Source organism: Streptomyces sp. NPDC051563 (assembly GCF_044454225.1).
Classification (GTDB): domain Bacteria; phylum Actinomycetota; class Actinomycetes; order Streptomycetales; family Streptomycetaceae; genus Streptomyces.
On record NZ_JBITDL010000009.1, the window covers coordinates 219,467 to 238,977 of the forward strand.

At 72.0% G+C, this 19,511-nt stretch carries 13 protein-coding genes and 1 pseudogene; 11 read left to right on the forward strand and 3 right to left on the reverse strand.

Annotation, left to right across the window (positions count from 1 at the left end):
- Positions 1–231: 231 nt before the first annotated feature.
- From ACIA8F_RS13530 to ACIA8F_RS13550, 5 genes are all read left to right on the forward strand, one after another.
- Complete coding sequence (locus tag ACIA8F_RS13530; protein ID WP_399378470.1) at positions 232–3,603, forward strand: S8 family peptidase; 3,372 nt, start codon at positions 232–234, stop codon at positions 3,601–3,603.
- Positions 3,604–3,744: 141 nt separating this feature from the next.
- Entirely contained in the window at positions 3,745–4,773 is a 1,029-nt protein-coding gene (locus ACIA8F_RS13535; protein WP_399378471.1) for a terpene synthase family protein, read from the forward strand.
- A gap of 156 nt (positions 4,774–4,929) precedes the next feature.
- On the forward strand, positions 4,930–5,547 hold the full coding sequence (locus ACIA8F_RS13540; RefSeq protein WP_399378472.1) for a nucleoside/nucleotide kinase family protein: 618 nt from the start codon (positions 4,930–4,932) through the stop codon (positions 5,545–5,547).
- A gap of 165 nt (positions 5,548–5,712) precedes the next feature.
- Entirely contained in the window at positions 5,713–7,320 is a 1,608-nt protein-coding gene (locus ACIA8F_RS13545; protein WP_399378473.1) for a phospholipase, read from the forward strand.
- 74 nt (positions 7,321–7,394) lie between these two features.
- A complete protein-coding gene (locus ACIA8F_RS13550) occupies positions 7,395–8,006 on the forward strand; it encodes a tetratricopeptide repeat protein (protein WP_399378474.1) in 612 nt (203 codons plus the stop codon).
- Between the two features lie 34 nt (positions 8,007–8,040).
- On the opposite strand, the gene ACIA8F_RS13555 is transcribed toward ACIA8F_RS13550, so the two are convergent.
- From ACIA8F_RS13555 to ACIA8F_RS13565, 3 genes and pseudogenes are all read right to left on the reverse strand, one after another.
- Complete coding sequence (locus tag ACIA8F_RS13555) at positions 8,041–8,370, reverse strand: hypothetical protein (protein ID WP_399378475.1); 330 nt, start codon at positions 8,368–8,370, stop codon at positions 8,041–8,043.
- A 155-nt stretch (positions 8,371–8,525) separates the two neighbouring features.
- Positions 8,526–9,287 carry an isocitrate lyase/PEP mutase family protein gene (locus ACIA8F_RS13560; protein ID WP_399378476.1) on the reverse strand — a complete coding sequence of 254 codons (762 nt, stop codon included), beginning with the start codon at positions 9,285–9,287 and terminating at the stop codon, positions 8,526–8,528.
- 116 nt (positions 9,288–9,403) lie between these two features.
- A pseudogene (locus tag ACIA8F_RS13565) lies at positions 9,404–9,646 on the reverse strand (aldo/keto reductase); the annotation flags it as partial.
- Positions 9,647–9,704: 58 nt separating this feature from the next.
- On the opposite strand from ACIA8F_RS13565, the gene ACIA8F_RS13570 reads away from it, so the two are divergent.
- From ACIA8F_RS13570 to ACIA8F_RS13595, 6 genes are all read left to right on the forward strand, one after another.
- Positions 9,705–10,190 (forward strand): TetR/AcrR family transcriptional regulator, encoded by a 486-nt coding sequence (locus ACIA8F_RS13570; RefSeq protein ID WP_399378477.1) that lies wholly within the window; start codon positions 9,705–9,707, stop codon positions 10,188–10,190.
- A 143-nt stretch (positions 10,191–10,333) separates the two neighbouring features.
- Positions 10,334–12,328: a discoidin domain-containing protein gene (locus ACIA8F_RS13575; protein WP_399378478.1), complete on the forward strand. Its 1,995-nt coding sequence runs from the start codon at positions 10,334–10,336 to the stop codon at positions 12,326–12,328.
- Between the two features lie 94 nt (positions 12,329–12,422).
- The gene (locus ACIA8F_RS13580; protein WP_399378479.1) at positions 12,423–13,061 is read left to right on the forward strand and encodes a class I SAM-dependent methyltransferase; all 639 of its coding nucleotides are present in this window, start codon (positions 12,423–12,425) and stop codon (positions 13,059–13,061) included.
- Between the two features lie 200 nt (positions 13,062–13,261).
- Positions 13,262–14,893 (forward strand): hypothetical protein, encoded by a 1,632-nt coding sequence (locus ACIA8F_RS13585; RefSeq protein ID WP_399378480.1) that lies wholly within the window; start codon positions 13,262–13,264, stop codon positions 14,891–14,893.
- Between the two features lie 154 nt (positions 14,894–15,047).
- Positions 15,048–17,102 carry an NAD-binding lipoprotein gene (locus tag ACIA8F_RS13590; RefSeq protein WP_399378481.1) on the forward strand — a complete coding sequence of 685 codons (2,055 nt, stop codon included), beginning with the start codon at positions 15,048–15,050 and terminating at the stop codon, positions 17,100–17,102.
- 187 nt (positions 17,103–17,289) lie between these two features.
- Positions 17,290–19,344: a SpoIIE family protein phosphatase gene (locus ACIA8F_RS13595; RefSeq protein WP_399378482.1), complete on the forward strand. Its 2,055-nt coding sequence runs from the start codon at positions 17,290–17,292 to the stop codon at positions 19,342–19,344.
- The last annotated feature ends 167 nt before the right edge of the window (positions 19,345–19,511 follow it).

Genomic DNA, 19,511 nt, shown 5'->3' on the forward strand with positions numbered 1-19,511 from the left:
GGAGGCGAGGCCGGCCCGCGGAGGTTTCCCGGGGCCTGCCTCAGCCCGTCGACCCGGTGGAACGTGCCGTCCGGACAACCCGTACGACGACCCCGGCGCCTACCGGATTCCCGGCCTCCGTCAACCGTAGCGAAACGGTCATGGATCGCTCACCACCCCCCGGTGATACTGCGAGGACACCACGGTGTCGTCTTCCCGTCGGTGATCGCTTGTCTTTCAGGGGGAAATGACGTGCGCACACCTCGTATGCGGAGATCGGGGGCGGCCGCCTCGGCAGCCGTCGCCGCCCTCGCGCTCGCGGCGGGTCTCACCACACCCGTCGCCGCCGCAACCATGACCGTCGGCTCCGGCTTCAAAGCGGATCAACCGCTCTCCGCCGGGCAGGGGTTCACGGAGCTGACCTTGATCACGGGGGACCAGGTCACCGTGGACTCCGAAGGCCGCCCGGTCGGCTTCACCCCGGCCAAGGGCCGGGAGAAGATACCCGTTTCGGTCCGCCGGGACCAGGGCGGCAGCAGCCTCGTCCCGCTCGACGCCCGGCACCTGATCGAGTCCGGCCGGCTCGATCCCCGCCTCTTCGACCTCACCGAACTGTCCCGCCCCGAGTACCGCAAGGCCCGCGGCGACCAGTTGAAGCTGATCGTCCGCTACGACGGCTCCGCCCCGGCCGCCAGATCGGCCCTGCGTTCCGCGGGCGGCCCGCGCGTGGACCGTACGTACGGCCTGCTCGACGCCGAGGCCGTCACCGCCACCCCGACGAGCGCCGCCGCGCTCTGGAACGGGCTCACCGGCGGCCGGGGCGGCGCTGCCGCCCTGGCCGCCCCCTCCGGCATCGCCTCCGTCTGGCTCGACGGCATCCGCGCCGCCACCCTGGACAGGAGCACGCGTCAGATCGGCGCCGACAAGGCCTGGGCCGCCGGCTACGACGGCACCGGCGTGAAGATCGCCATCCTCGACACCGGCATCGACACAGGCCATCCCGACCTCGCCGGCCGGGTGGTCGCCGCGGCGGACTTCTCCGAATCCGGCAGCACCGCGGACCGCTACGGCCACGGCACCCACGTCGCTTCCATCGCGGCCGGTACGGGGGCCAAGTCGGGAGGGAAGTACAAGGGCGTCGCACCGGGGGCCAAGCTGCTCAACGGCAAGGTGCTGGGCGACGACGGCTTCGGCAGCGACTCCGGGATCCTCGCCGGCATCGAGTGGGCCGCCGCGCAGGGCGCCCAGGTCGTCAACCTGAGCCTCGGCGGGCCCGACGCGCCCGGGGTCGACCCGGTCGAAGCCGCCGTGAACCAGCTCTCCGCCGACAAGGGCATCCTCTTCGCCGTCGCCGCCGGCAACGACGGGAAGTCCGGGCCGGGCACGATCGACTCCCCCGGCAGCGCCGACGCCGCGCTCACCGTGGGCGCCGTCGACAAGGCCGACGTCCTCGCCGACTTCTCCGGCACCGGCCCCCGCGCAGACGACGGCGCCGTCAAACCCGACGTCACGGCCCCGGGCGTGGGCATCACCGCGGCCGCCGCCGTCGGCAGCGCCATCGAACGCAAGGTCGGCCAGAACCCGGCGGGCTACCTCACCCTCTCGGGCACCTCCATGGCCACGCCGCACGCGGCCGGCGCCGCCGCCCTGCTCAAGCAGCAGCACCCGACGTGGACCGGCGCCCAGATCAAGGGCATCCTCACCGGCTCCGCCGAGCCCGGCCCCTACACCGCCTTCCAGCAGGGCACCGGCCGCATCTCGGCCGGCCGTGCGCTCGGCCAGTCCGTGGTCGCCGAACCGGGTGCGGTGGCCTTCGCCAACGCGCTGTGGCCGCACGAGGACGACGCCCTCGTCACCCGCAAGGTCACCTACCGCAATCTGGGCACCGCTCCGGTCACCCTGAAGCTGTCCGCCACGGCCACCGGCCCCGACGGGAAACCCGCCCCGACCGGCTTCCTCGCCTTCGCCCGGCCGAGCATCACCGTCCCCGCCGGCACGACCGCGTCGGTGGACCTCACCCTGAACACCCGGCTCGGCGGCTCCGTCAACGGCCGGTACACCGGGCAGGCGGTGGCGAGCTCGGCCGGGCAGAGCGTCCGTACGGCGATCGTCGCCGATCGCGAGGTCGAGTCGTACGCGCTGACCATCCGCCACATCGGCCGGGACGGCAAGCGGCCGGCAAGCTACTTCAGCGACCTGCAGGGCGTGAGCGGACCGGCCGCCGGCCGCAGATTCAACAACCACGAGGGCTCCGAGTCCCAGACCGTCCGCGTTCCCAAGGGCAGCTACATGCTCGACTCGCACCTCTGGGCGGACCCGGAGAACACCGAGGAAGGCCTCGACTGGATCTCCCAGCCCCGCCTCGACATCACCCGCGACACCACGGTCACGGTCGATGCCCGCACCACGAAGCCGGTGGACATCACGGTGCCCTCGGACCCGGCCGTCGTCGGGTTCCTCACCCCCAGCTACGAGCTGCGCGTCGGCGGTGTCGGCTACACCTTCGGCTGGTGGCTCTACGCCGCAATCCCCCTGCGCACCCACGGCCAGGGGCCCGAGCCGGCCGCCGGAACCAGCCTGACCCAGCGGTGGGACAAGCACGCGGTGTCCGAAACGGACGAGTACCACACCACGCTCGGCGGCCCGGTGCGGAGGCCGGCCACCGGGTACACCCGGCATCTGAAGGCCTCCGACCTGGCCACCGTGACGGTCGACCACGGCTCGTCGGCCTCGGACAAGGAAGGCGTCGTACGAGCGGTCGGGCGGCTTCCGGGCAACGAGGGGCCGAGTTCCATGTGGCAGCCGCGGCTCCTGCCGAACACGGTGACGCTGTACCTCTCCTCCCTCGACGGCGTGAAGTGGGCGCTGTCCGCCTCCCAGTTCGGCGTGGACGGGGACGGCTATCAGGTCGCGGAGACCTCGTACGCCGTCGAACGCGCCTACGCGGGCGGTCGCACCCACCAGGAACGCTTCAACACGGCGGCCGCCGGTCCCCGGGTGGACACCGCGGCGGGACTCGGCCTCTACCGCGAGGGCGACCGGCTGTGGGGCACGCTGCCGCTGCTCGCGGACGGCGCCGGGCACGACGGCGCCGGCTTCCACGCCAAGGGAAGGACCGTGCTGTACCGCAACGGGGTCGTCGTCGGGAACCAGGCTGCCGAACTCCGCGATGCCGATCCCATCACCGTCGCGTCCGGTGAGGCCTCCTACAAGATCGTGGCCTCTGTCACCCAGTCCGAGACCGTCAGCCGCACCTCGTCGAAGGTGACCGCCACCTGGTGGTTCCGCTCCGGAACCACCGCGGCCGGCACTGCGGCGCAACTGCCCGCCTCTGTCGTCCGGTTCGCGCCTGCGACCCGTCTGGACGGGACCGTCAACGCGGGCCACCCGCTCCGCGTTCCCGTCACCGTCCAGGGCCCGGCGGCCGGCAAGGGACTGAAGTCCCTGACGGTGTCCGTCTCCTACGACGACGGCTACACCTGGCAGACCCTGCCGGTACAGGACGGGGCGGTCACCACGCAGACCCCGCCGGCCGGCGGCCACGCCTCCCTGCGCGGCACGGTGGTCGACACCGCGGGCAACAAGTCCGAAGTCACGGTCCTGCGGGCTTACCTGACAGACTGACCGCTCACCGCGCGGCATGACGAAACCCGGAGGCGGTCGCCTCCGGGTTTCGTCATGCCGACTCCCCCGCGCCGTGTCACGGGTGAGCCGTGCGCCCCGTGGGGAAGCTCTTGGTGGAGATCGGCGTCAAGAAGGAAAGCGATGCACATCCAGACGTTCACCATCCCCCCGGTGCGGACCAGCTTTCGCTGGCGCATCAACCCCCACCACTCCCCCGAGATGGACGCCGAGGCGAACGCGTGGGCGTTCGCGCTGTTCAGCGACGACCCGCGGGTGCCGGCGCCGGTGCATGCCGACAACTACACCACGTGGGCCGCGCTGTGCTTCCCCGATGTGGACGCCGAGCTGCTGACCCGGTGGTGCCGCTTCAACGCGCTGTACACGGTCATGGAGAACAAGCAGGAGGCCCTGTACGGGACGAGCGGCGCCGGCAGCGCCGAACGGCTGTGGGAACGTACGGTCACGCTGCTCTTCCAACAGTCGCACGCCGACGACGTCTTCGCCGCCGGCGACTGGGGTGAAGGGCTGCCCCGGTACAACCTGACGGCTGCCATGACGATCGCCGAGACGCTCCCGGAGCCGCTGGCCCGGTACTTCCTGCGGCGCATCGCCTACATGGCGCAAGCCCAGTACCAGGAGGCCCACGTGATCCGCTCCCCGCGCATGGGGTGGGGCGAGTACCTGGAGTACCGGCACGTCAACTTCGGCGTCCCGCTGTTCACCGCGACCCTTCCCGCGCTGATGGAGCGGAGCCTCTCCGCGGAGGAATGGGAGTCCGCCGAGCGGGGGCAGCTCGACCTGCTCACCGCTCATCACTGCTGCCTCGTCAACGACCTGTACTCCTTCCGGAAGGAATGGAACGACAGGAACGGGAAGAAGCCGCACGTCCAGGCAGTCTCGGTGCTGCAGCACATGCACGGCCCGGGCATACAGGAAGCCCTGGACAGACTCGTCGGCGCGATAGAGGAAACGGAACGGCGGTACGTGGCCCTGCGCTCGCGCTGGGCGCGCACGCCCGGAGCCGCCGAGTACTGCGACCGCCTGGAGGACATCAGCGCGGGCAACCTGCGCTACCACCAGATCTCGCCGCGCTTCCACGGCGATGGTTTCGAGGGCGTGTTCACCGGCGGGGAACTGCAGGTGACAGGCGGGCGGTCCGGACCGGCGTAGCCGGCCACCCTGCCGTCTCACCGGGGGGCCGCGCAGGTGCGGGGCTTTGAGGCCGGTCCACGGGCCGGGGACGAAAGCCGCTCGGCCCGCGTACGGAGCGGCCCCCTCCGCACGGTCGCGGCTGCCCCCTGGCCGGCGCTCGGGCAGGATGACCGGGTGCAGACTTCGGAGTTGATCGCGCGGGCGGCCGGACTGGCCGAGCCGGGGACCCGGCGGATCCTTGGCATCGCCGGGCCTCCCGGTGCGGGGAAGTCGACCCTGGCGGCGGTGATCGCGGACGCGCTCGGGCCGGAGCGTGCCGTGGTGGTGCCCATGGACGGGTTCCACCTCGCGCAGGGCGAGCTGGACAGGCTCGGGCGGGCCGAGCGCAAGGGCGCTCCGGACACGTTCGACAGTGCCGGATACATCTGCCTGCTCCAAAGGCTGCGGGCGCCCGGGGAACGCACCGTCTACGCACCGGCCTTCGACCGCTCGCTCGAGGAGCCCATCGCGGGCAGCATCGCCGTCGGCCCGGGCGTGCCCCTGGTGATCACCGAGGGGAACTACCTGCTCCACGACGCGCCGCAATGGGCGCCCGTCAGGTCGCTCCTGGACCAGGCCTGGTACGTGGCGCCCGACGACGGCCTGCGCGTGCGGCGCCTCGTCGACCGGCACGTCCGCCACGGCAAGGACCCTGAGTCGGCCCGCGCCTGGGTCGCCCGCTCGGACGAACCCAACGCCCTCCTCGTCGCGCGCGGCCGCCACCGCGCCGACCTCGTGATCGGCACCGGCTGACGAACGGGGCGCGCCGCAGGGTGCCCGCGGGCGGGTGGCCGGAACTCGACCGAGGTCGCGGAGCAGTTGTCTACCAACTGGTAACTTGCGCGAGTTGATCATGCTCGCGGCCACGGCCGGCCATGCTCCGGCCCGCGCCGCCCACCCCTCGCTCAAGGAACCACATTGGCACGCACCGCCCGGACGACCTCCCTCGTCTCGACGTCCGCCCTCACATTTGCCCTCTCCCTCTTCGGCGCCGCCGCCCCCGCGTCCGCCGCCGACGCGCCCACGCCCCACCTGGACTCCGTCGAGCAGACCTTGCGCCAGGTCTCGCCGGGCCTGGAGGGCTCGGTGTGGGAGCGCACCTCCGGCAACCGCCTCGGCTCGTCCGCGCCGGGGAGCGGCGACTGGCTGCTCCAGACGCCCGGCTGCTGGGGCGACGCCACGTGCGCCGACCGGCCCGGATCGCGCCGTCTTCTGGAGAAGACCCGCCAGGACATAGCCGATGCCCGCCAGACGGTGGACATATCGACACTGGCCCCCTTCCCCAACGGGGGTTTCCAGGACGCGATCGTCGCCGGCCTCAGGGAATCGGTGGGGAAGGGCAACCGGCTGACGGTGCGCATCCTGGTGGGCGCCGCGCCCCTCTACCACTCCACGGTGATCCCGTCGTCCTACCGGGACGAGCTGCTCACGAAGCTCGGCCCGGCCGCCGCGGCCGGCATCACGCTCAACGTGGCCTCGATGACCACCTCGAAGACCGCCTTCTCCTGGAACCACTCCAAGCTCGTCGTGGTGGACAGCAGTTCGGTCATCACGGGCGGCATCAACAGCTGGAAGGACGACTACCTGGACACCACCCACCCGGTGAACGACGTCGACCTCGCGCTCTCCGGGCCCGCGGCGGGCTCGGCCGGCCGCTACCTCGACTCCCTCTGGGACTGGACCTGCCGGAACAAGACCAGTTGGAGCGCGGTGTGGTTCGCCGCCTCGCCCGGCGCGGACTGCATGCCCGCCCTGCCCCGGCCCGCCTCGCCGCAGGGCGTGGGCGACGTACCCGCGCTCGCCGTCGGCGGACTCGGTGTGGGCATCCGCCAGAACGACCCCGCCTCCTCCTTCCGCCCGGTGCTGCCGACGGCCGGCGACACCAAGTGCGGGATCGGTCTGCACGACTACACCAACGCCGACCGGGACTACGACACGGTCAACCCGGAGGAGAGCGCGCTGCGCGCCCTCGTCTCCAGCGCGAGCTCGCACATCGAGATCTCCCAGCAGGACGTGCACGCCACCTGCCCGCCGCTGCCCCGCTACGACGTCCGCCTCTACGACGCCCTCGCCGCGAAGCTCGTCTCCGGTGTGAAGGTCCGCATCGTGGTGAGCGATCCGGCGAACCGCGGCACGATCGGCAGCGGCGGCTACTCACAGATCAAGTCGCTGTCCGAGGTGAGCGACGCCCTGCGCGGCCGGGTCACGGCCTTGACCGGAGACGGCGCCCGGGCCCGGACGGCCCTGTGCGAGAACCTCCAGCTGGCCACGTTCCGGGCCTCCGACCTGCCGGCCTGGGCCGACGGCAAGCCGTACGCCCAGCACCACAAGCTCGTCTCGGTGGACGGCGCGGCCTTCTACATCGGCTCCAAGAACCTCTACCCCTCCTGGCTGCAGGACTTCGGCTACGTCATCGAGAGCCCGGCCGCGGCCGCACAGCTGAAGAGCGAGCTGCTGGACCCGCAGTGGCGCTACTCCCGGGCCACCGCAACGTACGACCACACCCGCGGCCTCTGCCAGGGCTGACGTCCGCGCACCACGGCGTGGGGCTTCCCGGAAACCGGTGACGGCATGCCGGTACCCGCTGATAGAGAAGAGCCATGGATACCGAAGCCCTTCCGCCGTCCGCAGACCACCCTTCCGAGGCCGCGTTCAGGCGGGGGTGTCTGGCCCGCGAGTCAGGACAGTGGGAGCACGCCCGGGAACAGTTCGAAGAGGCGGTTCGCGGTGCGGGCCCGCAGATGCTCTGGCGCGTCACGGAGGCCTGTCTGTACGGCGACGAGGCCGCGCAGTGGATGCGGCGGGCCGTGGTCACGGAGAGCGAGCCGGGCGGAATCACGGTCGATCCCGGTGCGTTCGGGATCCTTACGGGCGACGGCGATCCGCTGGTCCAGAACTGGGAGATCGCCGTCGAGTCGGACGAGCCGGCCGCCGCGGTGACCGCACTCACCGCCGCGGAATCCCGGCTGGTGCGCGTGTTCGAGGACGGCCGCGAGCTCTCTCCGGAGGAGGCCGAGGAACTCTGGGACGAGTTCTGCCCTCCCTACAGCCCCAACTTCGTCGCCGTCGACGCCACGGTGCCCCGCCTCTGGATGGACTGCAAGGACGGGATCTACCCGCACATGGCCCGCACGGCCCTGCGGATCGTGAAGGAAGAACTCCGCAGGGCCGGGGTGCGGCAGGCACACCTGTTCAGCCGGTCCCACCGCTAGTGCGGTGACCGGAAAGGTTCATCGGGTCACAGCACTAGCTGCGGGGCACCTCGGCCCCGCCGCCCGCCCGGACGGCCTGGGCGGTGCGTTCGTGCAACGCGGCCAGGCCGTCCGGCGGGAGGGGGACGGGGCTGCCGGTGAGGGTGTACCACTCGTCCGCCCCGGTGTACTGGATGCGGAACCGGACGGTGTCGTCCGGGCCGGGGGCGGTGGTCAGGGTGACGTCGCCGGTGATGACACCCACCTCGTCCGTCATCGCCCCTCCGGGGCCCGCCTTCACGTGCGCGGTCAAGGCGACCGATGACCCTTGCGGGCCGGCGTCGTGGCCGGAATGCGGGACGTAGGGCGGCTGTTGGGTGGTCATCGGTAGGTCTCCAGCATGTCGGTGGGGCTCGTCTTCTCCGCCTGGGTGCCAGACCCCCTGCGGCCCTGCCCAGTGCGCCTACCCGGGATTCAGGCCCTGGCACGCGGCCGTGGCGAGGATTCGGTGCGGTGCCCGGGGCGGCCGCACCAGGATGCTCAGGGGGCCCACGGCCCGAGCATGTCCTTCATCGCATCCGTCATCGCGAGCTGCAGCAGCGGGCCGTAGGTGATCCGCCTGACGCCCAGGCGGCGAAAGCGCTCGAGGTCGTGCTTGACGGGGTGGGCCGTCGAGTTCACCGGAATGGCGACGGCGCCGGTCACCGCTTCGAGCAGCTTGTCGTCGTCCTGAATGCGCACCGGATAGACGCTGTCGGCGCCGGCCTGCTCCAGGGCCCGCAGCCGCTCGATCGCCTCGTCGAGGACGCCCGCGGCGTCCGCCGCCCGCGCGAAGAGATCGGTGCGCCCGTTGATCCAGACCGGGATCCCGGCGTCGTCGGCAGCCGCCCGCAGGCCGGTGACGTAGCGGGCGTGTTCCTGGGTGGTGCGCAGGCGTCCGCCGTCCGAGTGGACGGTGTCCTCGATGTTGAGTCCGACGCCGCCGACCTCGACGAGTCCGGCGATGAGATCCGCGGGCTCCTGTCCGTACCCTGCCTCCAGGTCCACGGACACGGGGATGTCGACGGCCGCGATGATGGGCCTGACCGCGGCGAGCACCTCCTCGAAGGTCTGCCCCTCCTGGTCCTCGGCTCCCCGGGAATTGGCGAGCGGATGGCTGCCGATCGTCAGCGCGGCGAATCCGGCGTCGGCCGCCGTCCTCGCCGACCAGACGTCCCAGACGGTGGGCAGCACGAGCGGCGTGTGCTCGGCGTGCAGCTGTGCGAGTCGTTGAGCGCGCTCAACTTTGGTGCGAAGGTCCATGGCGAGAACGCTACTCCCGCTCCGCCGCGAACGGCGGCACTGCGGGACCGTGGCCCTGCGGGACCGTGAGCCCGCGGGGCGTCGCCGGACACCCGCCCGCCGGCCGGTCGCGGTGGTCAGACGTTGGCGTAGCCGGGGATGGCGGCCTTGATGCGTTCCAGTTCGGCGGGGTCGGATACGCCCTGGAAGTCGTGGCGCGGGGTGTACGGGGCTTCGAGGCGGCGGGCTTCCTCGTCGGTGAGGTCGAGGTCGAGGGAGGCCACGGCGGCGTCGATCTGCTCGATGGTGCGGGCGCCGACCAGCGGCGCGGCCACGACGGGGTTGCGGCGCAGCCAGGCCAGGGAGACCCGGGCGCGGGAGAATGTACCGCACGGGGGCTCCTAGGGTGGGAGGGAAGGGATCCGGAGAGCTCTCCAATTGCCTCTTCGCACCGAGACTCCGGACGCCTCGCTCAACTCGATCGCCAAGCGCGCGGGCGTCGGTCCGGGGACGCTCTACCGCCACTTCCCGACCCGCGAAGCCCTGATCCTCGAGGTCCACCGGCAGGGCATCGACCGCCTCACGGACGCCGCGACCGACGCCCTGGCGGGCCACCCCCCACTGGAGGCCCTGCGCAGCTGGTTCATCACCCTCACCGGCTACGTGCGCATCAAGCACGGGCTCGGCGAAGCCCTGCACTCCGCCGCCGCCCAGGAAGTCGTCAGCGCCTCCTGGCCCCCCGTCACCGCCGCCGTCCAGCGCCTCCTCGACGCCGCCGAGCAGGCCAGCGAGGTGCGCCCCGGCATCGACCCCGTGGACGTCATCATGCTGCTCAGCTGCCTGTGGCGTACGCCGGACAGCCCGGCGGGCGCCGCCCAGGTCGGCCGCCTCCTGGACCTCGCGATCGACGGCTTCCGCCCGTAGGCGGAGGAGGGCCCGACCCTCTGTGCATTTTGTTGCGTGGTTCTTCTTGGTTTTTGCAAATGAATGCCTCTCTATTGCATCTCCATGTGCGGCTCCCTACGCTCTCCCGCGTCAAGGGGGACGAACAGTCGGAGGAGATCCAGATGGGTGTCACGCGTCGTACGGTCCTGCAGGCCGCTACAGCCGCCGGAGCCACCGGAGTTGCCGGATTCTCCGGAGTCGCCGCAGCCGCCGGGACCGCGCCCGCCGACGGGGCGCGCGCGGCGAGCGCGCCCGGTGACGTCGTCGGCAAGGTGACCGTGGGGTACCAGGGCTGGTTCGCATGCGCCGGCGACGGCGCCCCGATCAACGGCTGGTGGCACTGGGCCCAGAACTGGGGCCAGACACCGTCCCCGTCGAACAGGGCCGTCGTGGCGTGGCCCGACGTCCGCGACTACCCGGCCACGTACCGCACCGCCTTCGGGAACCTGGGCAACGGGCAGCCCGCTTCGCTGTTCTCCTCCTACGACCAGTCGACCGTCGACGTGCACTTCCGCTGGATGAAGGAGTACGGCATCGACACCGCCGCGCTCCAGCGCTTCAACCCCACCGGCGGCGAGGGGCCGACCCGCGACGCGATGGCGGCGAAGGTGCGCAGCGCGGCCGAGTCCCAGGGCGTCAAGTTCTACGTGATGTACGACGTTTCCGACTGGACGTCCATGCAGACGGACATCAAGGCCGACTGGGTGAACAAGATGCGGGCCCACACCGGCTCGTCCGCGTACGCCCGGCAGAACGGCAAGCCCGTGGTGTGCCTCTGGGGCTTCGGGTTCAACGACAACCAGCGTCCCTTCACCCCGGAGGTCTGCCTGGAGGTCCTCGGCTGGTTCAAGCAGCAGGGCTGTTACGTGATCGGCGGAGTACCGACCTGGTGGCGGACGGGAGACCGGGACTCCCGTCCCGGCTTCTCCGGGGTCTACCACGCCTTCGACATGCTCTCGCCGTGGATGGTCGGCCGGATCGGCAACGCCGGGGACGCCGACAACTTCTACACCGTCGCGACCGTGCCCGACCTCGCCGAATGCAGCGCCCACGGAATCGACTACCAGCCGTGCGTCCTGCCCGGCGGGGTGACCGAACGCCAGCGTGCCCACGGCGACTTCATGTGGCGGCAGTTCTACAACATGGGGCGGGCCGGGGTCCCCAGTGCGTACATCTCCATGTTCGACGAGTACAACGAGGGCAACCAGATCGCCAAGACCGCCGAGTCCCAGCTGTGGGTGCCGACGGGATCGGGCCTCGCCGCCCTCGACGAGGACGGGACCGCCTGCTCCTCCGACTACTACCTGCGGCTGACGGGCGACGGCGCCCGGATGCTGAAGGGGCAGATCCCCCTCACCCCCGTCCGCCCGACCCCGCCGGTCGTCGGCGGGGACACGGTCCCCCCGACGGCCCCCGGCAGCCTGCGCGCGAGCGCCGTGACCGATACCACCGTGACCCTGGCCTGGACGGCCTCCGCCGACAACGTCGGCGTGACGGGCTACCGGATCCGCCGGATCACCGGCGCCGGCGCCACCCCGATCGGCACGGCCCCCGGGTCCTCCACCACGTTCACGGTGACCGGGCTCACCGCCTCGACGTCCTACACCTTCGACGCGCAGGCCCTCGACGCGGCGGGCTCCATCTCCCAGCCGTCCGGGCAGGTGACCGCGACCACCGCGGCCGACGGCTCCCCCACCGCCGACCTGGCCCTGAACCGGCCGACCTCCGAGAGCAGCCACACCCAGGTCTACGGATCGGGCAACGCCGTGGACGGCCAGGCGAAGACGTACTGGGAAAGCGCCAACAACGCCTTCCCCCAATGGCTCCAGGTGGACCTGGGCGCCTCCGTCGGCGTCCGCCGCATCGTCCTCACCCTCCCTCCGGCCACCGCGTGGGCGACCCGTACGCAGACGGTCGCCGTCCAGGGCAGCACCGACGGCGCCGCTTTCGGTCAATTGCTCGGCGCCTCGGCCCGTACGTTCGACCCGTCCACCGGGAACACCGTCACCCTGGCCCTGCCCGCCGGCACCTCCGCCCGCCACCTGCGGCTGGTCTTCACCTCCAATTCGGGCTGGCCCGCCGGCCAGGTCGCCGAGTTCCGGGTGTACGCCGCCTGATCGCCGTGACCGGTCGGCGGGCCCCGTGCGGAAGAGCCCGGGTGCCGGGTCACAGCGGCCTGTAGCGTGGCAACAGCCGACACGAGGAGGGGACATGACCCGACGCAAGAGCGCGGCCGAGGTGTTCGACGCGCTGGGTGGGCGGTACGAGGAGCTGTTCGGCTCGGTGCCCGAGCAAGTGGAGGCCCTGGACTGGCTCGTGGAGCGGCTGCCCGCCGGCGCCCGGGTGCTGGACGTGGGCAGCGGCACCGGCAGGCCCACCGCGGAGGTGCTCGTGCGTGCCGGGCACGCGGTGACCGGGATCGACGTTTCGGCGGCCATGGTCGAGACGGCCCGCGCCCTGGTTCCGGGGGCACGTTTCGAGCAGGCCGACGTGCGCACCTACGTGCCGCCGGCGGCCGGCTTCGACGCCGTGTGCTCCTTCTTCCCGCTCCTGGTCATGGACCAGTCCGACATCGCGGCCGCCCTCGACCGGATGGCGTCCTGGATCGCCCCGGGCGGGTACCTCGTGCTGGCCACGGTCCCGGGAGACATCCGGGGGCTGGACATCGAGTGGATGGGCCATCCGGTGACCGTCAGCAGCCTGTCCGCGGAGCAGCACCTGCGGCAGCTGGCAGCGGCCGGCCTCGAAGTGCTCCATCACCGCACGTCGTCCTTCGTACCCGCGGACCCCCTCGCCGGGCCGGAGGAGCACTTCTTCTGCTTCGCGACACGACCCGCCCGACCCGTCTGACCCGCCCGACCCGGCGCGGACGGCCGGCGGCCCCGGTCCTCGGGTACGGGGACCGGGGCGCCCTCTGATGCCCTGCGCCGGGGCATGTCCGGTGCCCGTGTACGTGGTTGGCACACGGATCACGCTTGTCTTCCTTCCGGGTGGCCTGAAAGTCTTCGTTCGCATCAGCTGTCGCAGCAGCCACAACGGAGGCAATACGCATGTCCCCACGCATGTCCCGGCGCACGTTCCCCACCCGAATACGCCGGGGGTGGCTGACGGCCACCACCGCGGTCGCGCTGGCCCTGACCGGGCTCTCCGCCCCGGTCCACGCGGAGGAGACCCCTCCCCCGCTGCCCGAATCGTGGCAGCAGGATCCACAGACAACGGACCTCGGTGCGGCGCCCGTTGGGACACTGGGATGGACGAGCCCGGGCGGCAAGGCCGATCCCGCGGACTTCACCCTGCAGCCCGGCGCCATGAACGGGACGACCGCCGACCGCGTCGGACGCCTCGACGGCATACTGCCCACGTCCGGCGTCTCGAAGCTCCTCGCCGAGGCCAACCGCACCGTCAACACCGCTTCGTGCACTCGCGATCCGTTCGGCACCGCACCCAAGCCGGCTCTCAAGTGGTGCCTGGAGAACGACGACTCGACCTCCCGCGAGTGGATCCCGCAGGCCATGACCGGCGTCTCCGACGCCGCGGACAGCGAGCAGTACGGCGTCGGCAACGACACGAACATCCAGCTCTACGCGTCCTACGACAACTGGGACCCGGGCCGCGACAGCAACGGGAACGACGTCGGCGACTGCAACCCCGACGAGCTGGAGGCGAACGACGCCTGCAACCAGAAGGGCGTGCGCATCTCCTTCGTGCAGCGCCGCGCCGACGGCACGGTGAAGTACCGCCACGTACTGCTGGGCTGGGCGTACGAGAACGGCGCCCACCACATCTCCTTCGACGGGGTGCATTCCGCCGAAGGCTCGACGAAGCCGGACCCGAACGAGGACATGCAGAACGGCCTGCACGCCGGCGGCATGGTCTGGTACGGCCACTACCTCTACGTCGCCGACACCCGCAACGGCATCCGGATCTTCGACATGGAGAAGATCATGGACCTGGATCCCAACGGGGACGGCAAGTCCGGTGACGCGATGGGTGCGGACACCGACGGCGTGAAGACCACGTCCAACGTCCAGGACAAGACGAAGATCGGCCGCCAGAACAACGTCTGGTACAGCTTCGGTTACCGCTACGTGATGCCGCAGGTGGCGGCCTGGAAGTTCAAGGCCGACCAGTCCAATCCCGCGGGTTCGTTCAAGTGCGTCAGCACCGGCGCTCCGAAGGCGTCCTACGTGTCGCTCGACCGCAGCACGACCCCGGACCGGCTGATCATGGGCGAGTACTGCCGTCCGGAGAGCGGCTACCCTTCGCCCGGGCGCATCGCCTCGTTTCCCGTCAAGGACCTGGAGAAGCGCTCCGGTGAGGTACCGGCGCAGGGCTGGGCCAACTACCTGCCGATGGCGGGCGGCGGCGCCCAGGGCGCCCTGGCGATCGGCGGCAGCCTGTACGTGAACCAGAGCGCCGGCCACAACGACCCCGGAAACCTGTGGCGTTACAAGTGGAGCAACGGCGTACTGGTCTCCAACGGCAGCGCGATCAAGACCGCCACCGGCGCCGAGGACCTCTACTACGAGCGCGGCGCGCAGCGCCTGTGGTCGGTCTCCGAGCACTACGGTCCGGCGGTGAATGCCGATGCCCTCGAAGACGGCAAGTCCGCACCCTGCCTGGGCCTCGTGTGCGAGCGCGTTCTCTACGCGCACAGCCAGGCCCAGTTGGACGCTCCCTAGTCCGCACGCCCCCGCGCGCCGGACGGCGTACGAGCCGCCCGAAAGGGTGGATTGGATCCGGAACCGTGCATCGTCCGGCCCCGCACGCCGCACTGTTCAGGGAAGTGGAGACCGTGCAGGGGGATGCGGTCGGGGCCGGAAGCGGGGGCGCCGGATGGGCGTGGGACGACCTGAAGTGCGGCCGCGGGCCTCGTTGCGGGACCGGGCCGGCTACCGGTTCGACCGGACGCTGGCCCGCAGCACCGGAACCCTGATGGGCTGGCTGGTGATCACCTGCCTGGCCGTGGTCGTCCCCGTGAGCACCCTGCTCGTGTGGACGGACCCCGGGTCCCCGCGCTCGCTGTCGGGCCGGTTGACCGCCGCATGGCGGACCAGCGCCGAGACGCTGCGCCTGGGCGCCGTGACCGGAACACCGCTGCGCATGATGCTCGCGGCCCTGCTCGGGCTGGTGGCCCTGCTGTGCGTCTCGACGCTGGTCGGGGTGATCACCACGGGGCTGGCCGACCGGATGGCCGAGCTGAGCCGGGGGCGGTCGACCGTCCTGGAGGAGGGCCACATCGTGGTGCTCGGCTGGTCGGACCAGGCGGGCACCGTGGTGAGCGAGCTGGCCGCGGCGCAGTCTCAGGGCCGTCCGAGGGCGATCGTGCTGCTCGCCGACCGGGACAAGGCCGAGATGGAGCGGGCGCTCGCCGCGCGCATGGGCCCGGGCCGCGGACGACGACCCCGCGTGATCTGCCGGAGCGGGCCGGCGAGCGACCCCGGTGTGCTCACCCTGGTCCGCCCGCAGACGGCGAGCACCGTCCTGGTGCTGTCCTCGGACGAACCGGGGGCCGACGCGGAGGTGCTGCGGATCCTGCTGGCGCTGCGAGCGGTCCTCGGCCCCGCCGCGGAGGGGCCGCCGGTGCTGGCGGCCGTACGCGAAGACAGGTACCACGCACCGGCGCGGCTCGCCGCCGGCCCGCGCGGAACGGTCCTGAGGACCGACACCGTCACGGCCCGGCTGATCGCCCAGTGCGTGGGCCGCCCCGGTCTGTCCCTGGTCCTGCGGGACCTGCTCGACTTCGCCGGATCCGAGTTCCACGTCGTCGATGCGGCCCCCTTCCACGGCGGCTCCTTCGGCACGGCGCTGCTGGGCTACCCGGAGTCCTGCGTCATCGGACTGCTCACCGCGGACGCCCGTACGGTGCTGAACCCGCCGGCCGAGACCCCCGTCGAACCGGGCAGCCACCTGATCGTCCTCTCCCGCGACGAGGACTCTGCGCGGCCGGGGGACTGCGAGCACCTCGTCGATCCCTCGGCGGTCAGTACGGCCGCGCCCGCGCCGGAGAAGGCCTCGCGGCTGCTCCTGCTCGGGTGGAACCGCCGTGCACCCCTCGTGGTCGGACAGCTGCGCCGGATGGCCAGGCCCGGGTCCGTACTCGACGTGATCACGGACCTCACGGTGCCCGGACCGGGAGACGAGCAGAACCGGGAGCCGCGGCGCGAGCAGGTGCCGGAGCCGCGCCGCGACCCGGAGGGCGAGGTGCCGGATCCGCGCCGCGATCCGCAGCGCGAGGTGCCGGATCCGCCGCCGCTCGCCGTGCACTTCCGGTCCGCTCCCCTGTCCCACCCCGAGACCCTGCTGGACCTCGACCTCTCCGGGTACGACGGACTGGTGGTCCTCGGCCCCGAGCCGGGTGAGGGCCCCGACCGCCCCGACGACTGGACGCTCGTCACGCTGCTGGGATTACGCCTCCTGGAAGACAGCACCGCCCGGAAGCTGCGCGTGGTCACCGAACTCACCGATGACCGCAACCGGCCCTTGGCGCCGGTCGATCCCGGCTCCGACGTCATCGTCAGCGGCTACCTGTCGGGACTCCTCATGGCGCAGATCACCCAGAACCGGCACCTCGCGCCCGTGTTCGGCGAGTTGTTCTCCGCGGACGGCAGCACGGTGCGGCTTTGCCCGGCGGGCACCTACGTGCGCCCGGGCAGCGAGGCGAGCTTCGCCACCGTCGTCGCCGCGGCCCGGGCACGGGGGGAGTGCGCCATCGGGTACCGGATGCACGAGCGGCGCGCCATGTCCCCGGATCACGGCCTCCGGCTGAACCCGCACAAGGCCGCACGCCACCGTTGGAGCTCCGAGGACGAGGTGATCGTGGTCTCGGCCGACCCCGCCGGCCACAGCGATCCCGCGCTCAGCCGGTCGCGGCCCGTGTCGGCCGGGTAGGAGCCCGGCGCGCTCCGGCGCGCTCCGGCGGGCCCCATGCCCGTTTCGTAGCGATGTACACGGGGCTGTCGACCGTGGTGCACCGACCCTTCGGTCCCCTCGGAACCGACCTCCGGCCCGTAGCCGCATCCCGGCCCCTCCGCTTGGCTGGAAAGTCGTGCCATCTACCTGGAGGGGACCGCCCGAGATGAACCTGCGGCCCGCAGTACCTGCTCCTCCCACCCTCGCGCGGCCCGCTGCCGACGGCCCCGGCCGCATCCTGGTGGCCCTCGACAGCGGCTCCGGGGAAGCCGGGCCGATCCTCGACGCCGATCCGCGGGCAGCCGCCCTGCTCGGCAGGGACCCTGCCGAGCTGGTCGGACTCCCCCTTGCCGCACTCGCCCCCTCCGGCCATGCCGGGTCGGTCTCCCGGCTCCTGCTCGGCGTCGCCCTGTCGCGTCCGGCGGACCAGCCGGGTACGGGGACGGGTACGGGTACGGGGACGGCGGTGGCCGGTCCTCCGGCGACCCGGAGCCCGCTGCTGCTGCGGACCGGGGGCGAGGACGTGCTGTGCCTGGTGTCCGCCCGGCCCGTCGACGGCCCCGACGGGCGTCCGGCGGCCCTGGTCGAGCTGGAGCCGTCCTCCTGCGCCGACTCCGACAGCTGGGCGATGCTGCACGCGATGGCCGCGCTCCGGGGTGAGTCCGTCTGGGCCTACGACGAGGAGCACGACCGGTTCTGGTGGGTCGAGAACTCGCTGGAGCACAACGGGCACCGCGGTGCCGGGGAGCTCCCCCTGCAGGACGTACTGGACCAGCTGCACCCCGATGACACGGCCCACGTCGAAGACGCCTTCTGGGCGCTGCGCCGGGGCGAGCGCGAGGTGGTCAGCATCTGCTTCCGCTATCCCGACGGGGAAGGCGGCTACCGCGCGCTGCACTCGGTCTCGCGCATCATGCGCATCGGCTTCGGCGGGACGCGCCGGATCGTCGGGTCCACCGCCGACCGCACGGACGCCGCCGCGCACGAGCGGGCCGTGGCCCGGGAGCACACCCGGCAGAGCCGGCTGGTACGCGAACTCGCGGCTGCGTTCGTAGGGGCCGAAACGGAGGAGGAGCTCACCGACGCCATCCTGCACAAGGTGGCGCCCGCCTTCGCCGGAACCGGCACCCTGCTCGCCTTCGTCGAGAACGAGCGGCTCCGGGTGACGTTCGGCGAGGGCATCGACCCGGCCATGGCGCGTTCCTTGCACGGCATGAGCCTGGACTCCCCCAAGCCCCTGGCCCATGCCATCCGTACCGGCCGCACCGAGGTGATCGGCTCCAGGGAGGCCTACCGCGCCGCCTGGCCGAAGGCCCACGGCCTGCTGGACGCGACGACCGCACAGTCCTTCCTGATGGTGCCGTTCGCCGCCGAACGCGGCAGGCCCCTGGGAGGGTGGGTCATCACCTACGACGCCCCCCACCGGGTCACGGAACAGGAGGGCACCCTCCTCGGGGTGATCGCCGAGCTGGCGGGCCAGGCCTGGGAGCGGATCCGGCTGAGCACGGCCCGTCTGGAGCTGGCCGGAGCGCTCCAGCGGGACATGCTCCCCGCCGAGCTGCCCGCCATCGAGGGTTTCGAGATCGCCGCCCGCTACCTGCCGGCCAACGAGGGTCTGGAGGTGGGGGGTGACTGGTACGACGTGATAGCCCTGCCGGACGGCTCGGTCGCCTGCATCATCGGCGACGTCCAGGGCCACAACATCCAGGCGGCCGCGCTGATGGGGCAGGTCCGTACCGCCATGCACGCCTACGCCTGGGAGGACCCCTCGCCCGACCGCGTGCTGGAGCGGACGAACGAACTCATGCTGCAGATGGGGGCGGCCGGTTTCGCGACCTGCCTCTACGCGCTCCTCGATCCGCTCGGCCGGGTGGTGTCGGCCCGGGCGGGGCACGTCATGCCCGTCCTGTGCACGACCACCGGGACATCGGCGCCCGAGACGCCCGGCGGACTCCCGCTGGGCGTGCAGAACGGCACGAGGTACCCGCTGACGGAGGGCCGCCTGGGCCGGGGCGAGACCCTCGCCCTGCTCACCGACGGACTCGTGGAAGGGCCCCGTCTGAGCCTCGACGACGGCACGGCCCTGGTCTGCAGGACGCTGGAGGAGTCCCGGGGTGCGCCGGTCGAGGAGATCGCGGACGCCTTGATGTCCTGTGCGGGGGCCACGCGGCACGACGACGACCGGGCCGTACTGGTCGTGCGGCGCGCGCCGGCCGCCTAGGGGGTGTCTTGTCGATCAGGCCGGATCAGGGAGCGGGGTCTGGTGCCGTGCATCGCAAGGCGGAGGAGGGAGTCGACGCGGAGCGTCGGCGAGTGACGACAACGCGGCGAGGCGCGGTGCCAGACCCCGCGAGCCCGGCCTGATCGACAAGACACCCCCTAGGGCAT